This is a genomic window from Streptomyces sp. NPDC054840 (assembly GCF_053611065.1).
Genome location: NZ_JBSGZP010000248.1, coordinates 1 through 9,686 on the forward strand (window position 1 = coordinate 1; position 9,686 = coordinate 9,686).

The 9,686-nt window shown below is 70.7% G+C and carries 12 protein-coding genes; 6 read left to right on the forward strand and 6 right to left on the reverse strand.

The window, feature by feature from the left end:
* Nucleotides 1–111 precede the first annotated feature (111 nt).
* The 4 genes from ACWGIU_RS19025 to ACWGIU_RS19040 form a co-directional block, all read right to left on the reverse strand.
* Entirely contained in the window at nt 112–1,812 is a 1,701-nt protein-coding gene (locus ACWGIU_RS19025) for an acyl-CoA mutase large subunit family protein (protein WP_453707257.1), read from the reverse strand.
* Nucleotides 1,813–1,910: 98 nt separating this feature from the next.
* Nucleotides 1,911–2,240 (reverse strand): DUF3817 domain-containing protein, encoded by a 330-nt coding sequence (locus ACWGIU_RS19030; protein WP_202199671.1) that lies wholly within the window; start codon nt 2,238–2,240, stop codon nt 1,911–1,913.
* A gap of 100 nt (nt 2,241–2,340) precedes the next feature.
* Nucleotides 2,341–2,847 (reverse strand): MarR family winged helix-turn-helix transcriptional regulator, encoded by a 507-nt coding sequence (locus tag ACWGIU_RS19035; RefSeq protein ID WP_453707259.1) that lies wholly within the window; start codon nt 2,845–2,847, stop codon nt 2,341–2,343.
* A gap of 21 nt (nt 2,848–2,868) precedes the next feature.
* Nucleotides 2,869–4,125 carry an MFS transporter gene (locus ACWGIU_RS19040; protein ID WP_453707260.1) on the reverse strand — a complete coding sequence of 419 codons (1,257 nt, stop codon included), beginning with the start codon at nt 4,123–4,125 and terminating at the stop codon, nt 2,869–2,871.
* A 118-nt stretch (nt 4,126–4,243) separates the two neighbouring features.
* Here ACWGIU_RS19040 and ACWGIU_RS19045 point away from each other — a divergent pair, with 118 nt between their 5' ends.
* Entirely contained in the window at nt 4,244–5,239 is a 996-nt protein-coding gene (locus tag ACWGIU_RS19045; RefSeq protein WP_453707262.1) for a DUF5937 family protein, read from the forward strand.
* A 235-nt stretch (nt 5,240–5,474) separates the two neighbouring features.
* On the opposite strand, the gene ACWGIU_RS19050 is transcribed toward ACWGIU_RS19045, so the two are convergent.
* Both ACWGIU_RS19050 and ACWGIU_RS19055 read right to left on the reverse strand, forming a co-directional pair.
* Complete coding sequence (locus tag ACWGIU_RS19050; RefSeq protein WP_453707264.1) at nt 5,475–5,771, reverse strand: MTH1187 family thiamine-binding protein; 297 nt, start codon at nt 5,769–5,771, stop codon at nt 5,475–5,477.
* Complete coding sequence (locus ACWGIU_RS19055; RefSeq protein WP_453707266.1) at nt 5,768–6,115, reverse strand: DUF3817 domain-containing protein; 348 nt, start codon at nt 6,113–6,115, stop codon at nt 5,768–5,770. Before ACWGIU_RS19055 ends, ACWGIU_RS19050 begins: the two co-directional genes overlap by 4 nt.
* 198 nt (nt 6,116–6,313) lie before the next feature.
* Between ACWGIU_RS19055 and ACWGIU_RS19060 the strand changes: the two genes are divergently transcribed.
* The 5 genes from ACWGIU_RS19060 (at nt 6,314) to ACWGIU_RS19080 (ending at nt 9,684) form a co-directional block, all read left to right on the forward strand.
* Nucleotides 6,314–6,952, forward strand: coding sequence for an AIM24 family protein (locus tag ACWGIU_RS19060; RefSeq protein WP_453707268.1), 639 nt, complete (start codon nt 6,314–6,316; stop codon nt 6,950–6,952).
* Entirely contained in the window at nt 6,952–7,602 is a 651-nt protein-coding gene (locus ACWGIU_RS19065; protein WP_453707270.1) for an AIM24 family protein, read from the forward strand. Before ACWGIU_RS19060 ends, ACWGIU_RS19065 begins: the two co-directional genes overlap by 1 nt.
* Nucleotides 7,603–7,613: 11 nt before the next feature.
* A complete protein-coding gene (locus ACWGIU_RS19070; protein ID WP_453707274.1) occupies nt 7,614–8,417 on the forward strand; it encodes an AIM24 family protein in 804 nt (267 codons plus the stop codon).
* A 62-nt stretch (nt 8,418–8,479) separates the two neighbouring features.
* A complete protein-coding gene (locus tag ACWGIU_RS19075; RefSeq protein ID WP_453707276.1) occupies nt 8,480–8,983 on the forward strand; it encodes a MarR family winged helix-turn-helix transcriptional regulator in 504 nt (167 codons plus the stop codon).
* A 125-nt stretch (nt 8,984–9,108) separates the two neighbouring features.
* Complete coding sequence (locus ACWGIU_RS19080; protein ID WP_453707272.1) at nt 9,109–9,684, forward strand: PepSY domain-containing protein; 576 nt, start codon at nt 9,109–9,111, stop codon at nt 9,682–9,684.
* Nucleotides 9,685–9,686 lie beyond the last annotated feature (2 nt).

The following is a 9,686-nucleotide window of genomic DNA, read 5'->3' on the forward strand; positions in this document are numbered from 1 at the left end:
CCACCGTACGGGGGGGCACGACCGGCCGTTCCGGGCGTGTGGACCTGTGGGCGACTCCCGCCCGGGGGCTGGAGCTCGGAGCCCGGGGCCTAGAAGCCCGGAGCCCGGGGCCTAGAAGCCCGGCGGCTCGGTGTAGGTGCCCCACTCGTCGCGCAGGACGTTGCAGATCTCGCCCATCGTGGCCTCGGCCCGCACCGCGTCCAGCATGGCCGGGATCATGTTCGACCCGTCCCGGGCGGCGTCCAGCATCGCCTTCAGCGCCGCGTCGACCTTCGCGTCGTCGCGACGGGCCTTGCGGTCCGCCAGCTCCCGTACCTGAACGGTCTCCACCTCGTGGCTGACCCGGAGGATCTCCAGGTCCCCGGTGACCGACCCGTGGTGCACGTTGACGCCGACGACGCGCTTGTCACCCTTCTCCAGCGACCGCTGGTACTGGAAGGCCGACTCGGCGATCTCCCCGGTGAACCAGCCGTCCTCGATGCCGCGCAGGATGCCCGAGGTGATCGGCCCGATCGGGTGCTGCCCGTCCGGGTGGGCGCGCAGGCCGCGCTCCTTGATCTGCTCGAAGATCTTCTCGGCCTCGGCCTCGATCCGGTCGGTGAGCTGCTCCACGAACCAGGAACCGCCCAGCGGGTCCGCCACGTTGGCGACGCCGGTCTCCTCCATCAGCACCTGCTGCGTGCGCAGCGCGATCTCGGCCGCCTGCTCGCTCGGCAGGGCGAGGGTCTCGTCGAGGGCGTTGGTGTGCAGGGAGTTGGTGCCGCCGAGCACGGCCGCGAGGGCCTCCACGGCGGTGCGTACGACGTTGTTGTACGGCTGCTGCGCGGTCAGGGAGACACCGGCGGTCTGGGTGTGGAAGCGCAGCCACATGGACTTCTCGCTCTTCGCCCCGTAGACCTCCTTCATCCAGCGGGCCCAGATCCGGCGCGCGGCGCGGAACTTGGCGATCTCCTCGAAGAAGTCGAGGTGCGCGTCGAAGAAGAAGGACAGACCGGGCGCGAAGGCGTCGACGTCCATCCCGCGCGAGAGGCCCAGCTCCACGTAGCCGAAGCCGTCGGCGAGGGTGTAGGCGAGCTCCTGCGCGGCCGTGGCCCCGGCCTCACGGATGTGGTAGCCGGAGACGGACAGCGGCTTGTAGGCCGGGATGCCCTTCGTGCAGTACTCCATGAGGTCGCCGATGAGGCGCAGGTGCGGCTCGGGTTCGAAGAGCCACTCCTTCTGGGCGATGTACTCCTTGAAGATGTCGGTCTGGAGCGTGCCGTTGAGGACGGCGGGGTCCACGCCCTGCCGCTCGGCGGCGACCAGGTACATGCAGAAGGCGGGGACGGCGGGACCCGAGATCGTCATCGAGGTCGTGACGTCACCGAGCGGGATGTCCTTGAACAGGACCTCCATGTCGGCGGCGGAGTCGATGGCGACCCCGCAGTGGCCCACCTCGCCGAGGGAACGGGGGTCGTCGGAGTCGCGCCCCATGAGGGTCGGCATGTCGAAGGCGACGGAGAGCCCGCCGCCGCCGGCGGCCAGGATCATCTTGTAGCGCTCGTTGGTCTGCTCGGCGTTCCCGAACCCGGCGAACTGCCGGATGGTCCAGGTCCGCCCGCGGTACCCGGTGGCGTGGAGCCCGCGGGTGTACGGGTACTCGCCCGGCCACCCGATGCGCTCGAAGCCCTCGTACGCGTCGCCGGGCCGGGGGCCGTAGACCGGTTCGACCTCGTCGCCGGAGAGCGTGGTGAAGTCGGCCTCGCGCTTGCGGGCCTTGTCATAGCGGGCCTGCCAGCGACGGCGGCCTTCCTCGATGGCGTCAGCGTCCATACCCATGAATTTACTAGGACGTCCTAGTAAATGTCGATGGCAAACCCCCGGGGACTCGCCCCGGGGGCGGGTGACGCTCGCCTCGTTCGCGGAGGCGATCAGGCCTTCGCGGTCGCGAGCGAGTCGCTGACCAGCGGCTCGACCTCGGCGCGGACCTTGCGCTCGACGAAGAAGGCGGCCAGCGGAATCGTTCCGCTGAGCATGACCCAGAGCATCTTGCCGAAGGGCCACCGGGCCTTGGAGCTCAGGTCGAAGGCGAAGACCAGGTAGATCATGAAGAGCACGCCGTGGGCCTGCGAGACCACGAAGGTCAGGTCGGCGCCGGTGTCGAAGCCGTACTTCGCCACCATGCAGGCGCAGAGGATCAGGAGCATGACCGCGGTCACGTAGGCCATGGCGCGGTAGCGGGTCAGCACGCTTCGTTTCATGCCGACGAGCCTAGCCGTCCGTTTTGGTCGATCTTGACGCGGCCCCGGGCGCACGCCACGGCCCCGGCCACGGGCCCGGGCCACGGGCCCCGGCCTCCGGCTACTCCTCGAAGTCCGCCGCGGCCACGCGCAGCGGACGCAGCAGCGCGAAGATCTCCCCGCACTCCTCGGCGTCGTACACGCCGAGGCCGAAGTCGACGGCCATCAGGTCCTTCGTGGCGGCCTCGACGACCTCGCGGCCCTTCTCGGTGATGGAGGCGAGGGTGCCGCGGCCGTCGTTCGGGTTGGGCCGCTTGGCGACCAGCCCGGACCTCACCAGCCGGTCCACGGTGTTGGTCACCGACGTCGGGTGGACCATCAGCCGCTCGCCGATCTTGGACATCGGCAGTTCGCCGGCCTTGGAGAAGGTGAGCAGCACCAGCGCCTCGTACCGGGCGAACGTCAGCCCGTACGGCTTGACGACCGCGTCGACCTCGCCGAGCAGGATCTGGTGCGCGCGCATGATCGAGGTGATCGCGGCCATCGAGGGCACGGGTCCCCAGCGCTGCTGCCAGAGCTCGTCGGCGCGGGCGATGGGGTCGAAGGGAAGGCTGAGCGGCTTGGGCACGCATCCGACCCTACCGGGAGGTCACTTCACGGCGAGGGCCGTCTCATCCCTCAGTCGTTCCTCCTGCCGGGCGGCGGACCGGAGTTCGGCCAGGAGCAGCAGGACGACCCCCGTACCGAGGACCCCCGCGCCGGTGACGACCTCGTGCACCGGGCGGAATTCGGCGGCCAGGCCGGCCAGGGCCATGCCGACCCCCTGGAGGGTCATCAACCCCGTGCTGAGCAGGGTCATCGCCCGGCCGCGCAGCTCGTCGGGAACGGCGTCGACGTACCACTGGTCCAGTCCGAGGGTGTAGGCGTGCGCCAGCCCGGCGAGCAGCAGGGCGGCGAGGACCACGGGCGGGCCCGGCCGGACCGCGAAGAGCAGGAGCGGCAGCAGCCCGGCGGAAGCGAGCGGGATCACGATCCGCGAACGCGTCCGGGCGGTGAGGGCCGAGCCGGCCCAGAGCTCCCCGGCGATGGTGCCGACGGGCATGGCGCACATCATCAGGCCGAGGGCTGCGGTGCCGGCGCCGATGCCGTCCGCGTACGGGGCGAGCAGCGCCTCGGGCACGACGAGGAAGACGGGCGGCAGCCAGAACAGCAGCATCAGCGCCCGCAGTCGGCGCCGGCCGAGGACGGCGCGCAGTCCGGCGAGCGGGGAGGTACGGGCGCAGCTGCGGGCGGGGCGGCCGCGCGTGCCCAGCCGCAGCAGCACCGCGGAGCCGAGGAAGCCGGCGGCGGTGAGGGCGATGGCCGCGCGCGGCGCGAGCACGGTGAGCAGCAGCCCACCGAGGCCGAAACCGATGAGCTGGGCGCTCTGGGCCACCATACGCAGCAGCGAGCGGCCCAGGACGAAGGCGTCGCCGGTGCCGAGGATGTCGGAGAGGGAGGCGTTGCGCGTGCCCTGGAACAGCGGCGCCACGAAGGCCATGGCGCAGCGCAGTACGAGGAGCACGGCGACGGGCGTGCCCGGCGCCACCATGGCGGCCGCGCAGAGCGCGCAGACGAGGTCGCAGGAGACGAGCACCCGGCGGGCGGGGTGTCGGTCGGCGATCCCGGCGAGCAGGGTGCCGCCGAGGACGTACGGGAGGAAGCCGAGGGCGAAGGTGAGCGCGCTCATCAGGGGTGAGCCGGTGGTGCGGTAGACGAGGACGGACAGCGAGATCTCGGCGACGACCACGCCGAGCACGGACAGCAGGTGTGCGGCGAAGACGGTCCGGAACTCACGGACCCGGAACACGGAGCGGTAGCCCGGTGGCGGTGCGGACCGCCCGGGCGCCTGGGTGTCGGCTGGCATGGAAACAGCGTCCCGGGGCCCCCTCCGGCGCTCCAGAGATTCGTCCGAGGCCGAATGTCGGGGCAGAGTCCTCCTCGGAGGCATCTGCTCGGGTACGCGAAGAGAGGAGGGAGCCGAGGTGGGATTGCACCACTACTTCGGGCACGAGGACCTGCTGCGGTGCCGGTTCGCGCTGTCGCCCGCGTGGGAGACGCAGGAGGCGGTCCGCGTACTGAAGCTCACGGAGCGGCAGGGCTACCACCTGCCCTGGCTGCGGCAGATCCGGGCCGCGGCCGACGGGCTGGACCTGCGGCCGTTGTGGCTGCTGATGCCGCACCGCGGGCACAGTACGGACTTCATCGGCCCGCCGCCCAGCGGCCCCGGGGTCTCCTTCGAGGAGGAGCTCGCGCTGATCCGCGGGGCGGACCCGGCCACGGCGCGCGAGGACATGCGCAAGTCGCTGGCCTGCACGCCCGGCGCCCTCGACAGCGATCTGGGCCGGGCCCTGCTCGCCGATCCCGCGCGGGCCGTGCGCGACCTGGCCGACCTGATGGAGCGGACCTGGAGCCTGCTGATCGAACCGCACTGGCCACGGCTGCGGGCCCTGCTGGAGGCGGACATCCTGTTCCACTCGCGGCGCCTCGCCGCCGGCGGGCTCCAGTCGCTCTTCGACGGTCTGCACCCGGGCCTCGCCTGGGACCCGGCCTCCCTCACCCTGACCATCGAGCGGCCCAGTCACCACGAGCGCGTCCTGGGCGGCCAGGGGCTGCTCCTGATGCCGAGCGCCTTCATCTGGCCGGGGATCGCGGGCGGCTTCGACCCGCCCTGGCAGCCCACCATCGTCTACCCGGCCCGTGGCATCGGTGCCCTGTGGACCCCGGCCCGGGAGAGCACCCCGGGCGCGCTCGCCCGGCTGCTGGGCCGGGCCCGGGCCGAGGTGCTGTGCGCGCTGGAGGAACCGGCCTCCACCACGGCGCTGGCCCACCGGCTCGGTCTGGCCCCGTCCACGGTCTCGGCCCATCTGGGGGTCCTGCAGGCGGCGGGGCTGCTCATCTCCGCCCGCCACGGCCACCAGGTCCGCTACGAGCGCACGCCGCTGGCGATCGCGCTCACCACGGGCGACCCCGCCCCCTGAGCCCGGCCCGGCCGGTGTATCCGTCCAGCGGGGCCGCCGCCGGCAGCCGGGTGAGTACCTTCTCCGGCTCCTCGATCCACAGACCGAGCCCGTCGAGGTGACGGCGGCAAGGACGGGCAGGTCTGCCCGGCGGCCGGCAACTGCCCGAGCAGGGCGACGTATCCGGCAGCCCGTTCCCGCTCGTGCGTGGCGCGGGCGTCCACGGGCCGAAAATGAGTGGGGCGGTGAGGGTGGCTCAGCCCTCGGCCAGGTACCGCTCCACCGTCTCGACCTTGGAGGTGATCCCGTCGTGGACCCCGGGGCGGATGTCGGCCTTCAGGATGAAGGAGACCCGCGGCGCCCGCTCCTCGACGGCGGCCACCGCACGCCGGACCACGTCCATGACCTGGTCCCAGTCGCCTTCCACCGTGGTGAACATCGCGTCGGTGCGGTTCGGCAGCCCGGACTCGCGGACCACCCGGACCGCGTCGGCGACGTACTCGCCGACCTCTTCACCGACCCCCAGCGGGGTCACCGAGAACGCGACGATCACGCCTGGGCCGCCTCGCGCGCGACGCGGGCCGCCACCACGCTGTCCGCCTCTTCCCGCTTGAGCAGCTTGTCGCCGTACAGGCCGCCCAGGGGCACCACGGAGAGGACGAAGAAGAAGACGACCTTCTTGAACGGCCACTTGGCCTTGTTCCACACGTCCAGCAGCAGCACCCCGTAGACCATGAACAGGATCGCGTGCAGAACACCCAGCGGCATCAACAGGTAGTCGATGTCCGAGATCCGGCTCAGCAGCGAGCCGAAGATCAGCAGGGCCGGGAACGACAGCGCCTCCGGAACGGAGACGAGTCGCAGTCGGTGCAGGGCGGAGGCGGTCTTGATGTCCACGTGGAACCTTCGGGGTGGAGGCCAGGGTCCTTCCCAGTGTCTCAGCCCCTTTGCGGGATCTTGACCCGGGCCCTCCCCCGCCGCGGCCTCCGCGGGCGGGCCGGGACCGGCGATCGGTCCTGCCCATATCCGCCGGGTGTGGCATATATCGTCCACAGGGCCCTGTTCGGGGTCGCCCGCTGCCGATAACGTCTTCCCGTGGCTCAGTTCCGACTCCAAGGCAGCAAGGTGCTGGCCGTCGACCTGACCGGGGATGCCGTGAAAGCGAAGAACGGCTCCATGGTCGCGTACGACGGGCAGATGGCCTTCAAGAAGATGACCGGCGGCGGCGAAGGCCTCCGCGGCATGGTGACCCGCCGGCTGACCGGCGAACAGATGACAGTGATGGAAGTGCAGGGGCACGGCACCTGCTTCTTCGCCGACCGCGCGAGTGAGATCAACCTGGTCGACCTGCGCGGCGACAAGCTCTACGTCGAGTCCAGCAACCTGCTGTGCACCGACGCCGGTCTGCGTACCGGCACCACCTTCACCGGCCTGCGCGGCGCGACGACGGGCAACGGCCTGTTCACCACGACCGTCGAGGGCTCGGGCCAGGCCGCGATCATGTCCGACGGGCCGGCCGTGGTGCTGCGCGTGAGCGCCCAGTACCCGCTGTCCGTCGACCCTGGCGCGTACATCGCGCACACGGGAAACCTCCAGCAGTCCTTCCAGTCCGGTGTGAACTTCCGCACACTCATCGGTGAGGGCTCCGGCGAGGCGTTCCAGATCCGCTTCGAGGGCGAGGGCCTGGTCTACGTGCAGCCCAGCGAGCGCAACACCGTCGGGGGCGACATCTGATGCCGTTCCGCGAGATCAACTCGAAGATGGTCGAGGCCCAGGTGATCCCGGGTCAGAAGATGTACAGCCAGCGCGGCGCCATGCTCGCGTACCGCGGCGAGGTCTCCTTCACCCCGAGCCTGACAGGTGGTCAGGGCGGGGTCATGGGCATGATCGGACGCCGGGTGGCGAACGAGCAGACCCCGCTGATGGCGGTCGAGGGCAGCGGCACCGTGATGTTCGGCCACGGCGGCCACCACATCCAGGTGATCAGCCTGACCGGCGAGACCCTCTACGTCGAGGCCGACCGGCTGCTCGCCTTCGACGGCACCCTCCAGCAGGGCACGATGTTCATGGGCTCCCAGGGCGGGGTCATGGGCATGGTCCGCGGCCAGGTGACCGGCCAGGGCCTCTTCACCACCACCCTCAAGGGTCACGGCTCCGTCGCCGTCATGGCCCACGGCGGGGTCATCGAGCTCCCGATCACCCCGCAGCGCCCGATCCACGTGGACCCGCAGGCGTACGTCGCCCACCACGGCGACGTGCGCAACAAGCTCTCCACGGCGCTCGGCTGGCGGGACATGGTGGGGCGCGGCTCGGGCGAGGCGTTCCAGCTGGAGCTGTCCGGCCAGGGCGCGGTGTACGTACAGGCCTCCGAGGAGAAGCTGTGAACTTTGGCCCTGTGACCGGCGGACCGGGCGGCCCGACGGTCTTCGACCCGTACACGCTGCCCTCCGACGACAACGTGAACGCGTACACCTTCTGCGTGGAGCTCAAAGGGAGCCAGTGGTTCCTGCAGAAGGGCAAGATGATCTCGTACTACGGGCACATCGAGTTCAACGGCATCGGAAACGGCCGCTTCGACCGCCTGCTGCGCACCAGCTTCCACTCGCCGCTGCACGCCAGTGACTGGGTGGTGGCCGAGGGCTCGGGCAAGATGCTGCTGGCCGACCGGGCCTTCGACGTGAACTCGTACGACCTGGACAACGGCAACCTGACGATCCGTTCGGGCAACCTCCTCGCGTACCAGCCCTCGCTCGCCCTGAAGCAGTCGATCGTGCCGGGCTTCCTGACGCTGATCGGAACCGGGAAGTTCGTGGCGGCGTCCAACGGACCGGTGGTGTTCATGGAGCCGCCGCTGCGCGTGGACCCGCAGGCGCTGGTGGGCTGGGCGGACTGCCCCTCGCCGTGCCACCACTACGACCACGGCTACATGACGGGCGTGATGGGCGGACTGCGCTCGCTGACCGGCATCGGGGGCAGCTCGGGCGAGGAGCACCAGTTCGAGTTCGTCGGCGCCGGCACGGTGCTGCTGCAGTCGTCGGAGATGCTGATGGCGGAGCAGGCGATCGGCACGGTCGGCGCCGGTGCGGCCACGGGCAACGCGCAGGGCGTTCCGGGGGCCGGTCAGGGTCCGATGGGGCAGCTGGGTGTGCCGCGGATGCCGGGACAGCTGGGTGATCTCCAGCGCCGCCTCGGACTGTGATCCCCCGGAGCTGATTTTTGTACGCAATTCAACTTTTTAGGTAGAGTTCATTCATGGAGACCATGGAGACCGAGACGGCCGCCCATCCCCAGACTCCGTCCGGGGGGACCCGCTGGCTGACCGACGCCGAGCAGTGCGCCTGGCGCACCCACCTGGACGTCAGCAGGCTGCTGATGCACCAGCTGGAAAAGGACCTCCAGCCCTTCGGACTCACCAACAACGACTACGAGATCCTCGTGAACCTCTCGGAGTCCCAGGACCACCGGATGCGGATGAGCGATCTGGCGACCGCCACGCTGCAGTCCAAGAGCCGGCTCTCGCACCAGATCACGCGCATGGAGACGGCCGGCCTGGTCCGCCGGGTGAACTGCGAGTCCGACCGCCGCGGCCTGTACGCGGTGCTCACCGACGAGGGCATGGAGACGATGCGCCGGGTCGCCCCGCACCACGTGGCGTCCGTCCGCCAGCACTTTATCGACCTGCTGCCGCCGGATGCCCTGGCAGCGCTGCGCGCCTCGCTGACCCCGGTCGCGGAGCACCTGCGCGACAACCGCGGCAAGGTCTGAGGCCGGAGCCGAGCCGTCCGGACCGCGCGCACTCGTCGCGCCCCGGACGGCCATCGGCCCGACAATGGCGGGGAACGCTCGCTGCCGGCCCTTGTCCGTCGGGCCGGCCTGAGGAGGTCCTCCCTATGAAGCGCAACGTATTCGTCTCCGCCGCCGCGTCCGTGGTCCTGCTGACCGCGGCTCCCGTGTCGACCGCCGCCGTGGCGACCGCCGACGCGGCGAGAACCGCCCCCGCGTCCGCCGCCGCCCGAGTCGACGTCTCGGCCGAGCAGGCCATCGCCGCCGCCCTCAAGAACTATCCGGGCCTGGTCGAGTCCATCGACAGGGACGGCAACGTCTGGCACGTCGACGTGATCACCAAGGACGGCAAGGGCCACGCCGAGCTGGAGGTCGACGCCGCCACGGGCAAGGTCTCCCGGGAGAACGTGGACACGAACGAGAACCCGGGTGAGCACAAGGGCCTGCTCGCAGCCAAGATCACTGCCGCGCAGGCCGCCAAGGCCGCCGTGGCCGCCCACCCGGGCACGACGTGGACCGTCGAGTGGGACGCCGACGACGACAGCGGCAGGGCCCCGTACTGGCACGTCGAGGTCAAGGGATCCGACGGAAAGACCTGGAACGCGTCGGTGGACCCGAAAACCGGCAAGGTCACCGCACAGAACGACTCGGACTCCGACTCGGACTCCGACGGCAACTCCTGACC

What these genes read in the sequence shown, in the direction of transcription:
- ACWGIU_RS19040 (WP_453707260.1), bottom strand. Translation starts at nt 4,125, where the DNA reads ATGCCAGCCGACACCCAGGCGCCCGGGCGGTCCGCACCGCCACCGGGC.
- ACWGIU_RS19065 (WP_453707270.1), top strand. Translation starts at nt 6,952, where the DNA reads ATGCCGTTCCGCGAGATCAACTCGAAGATGGTCGAGGCCCAGGTGATC.
- ACWGIU_RS19025 (WP_453707257.1), bottom strand. Translation starts at nt 1,812, where the DNA reads ATGGACGCTGACGCCATCGAGGAAGGCCGCCGTCGCTGGCAGGCCCGC.
- ACWGIU_RS19080 (WP_453707272.1), top strand. Translation starts at nt 9,109, where the DNA reads ATGAAGCGCAACGTATTCGTCTCCGCCGCCGCGTCCGTGGTCCTGCTG.
- ACWGIU_RS19030 (WP_202199671.1), bottom strand. Translation starts at nt 2,240, where the DNA reads ATGAAACGAAGCGTGCTGACCCGCTACCGCGCCATGGCCTACGTGACC.
- ACWGIU_RS19075 (WP_453707276.1), top strand. Translation starts at nt 8,480, where the DNA reads ATGGAGACCGAGACGGCCGCCCATCCCCAGACTCCGTCCGGGGGGACC.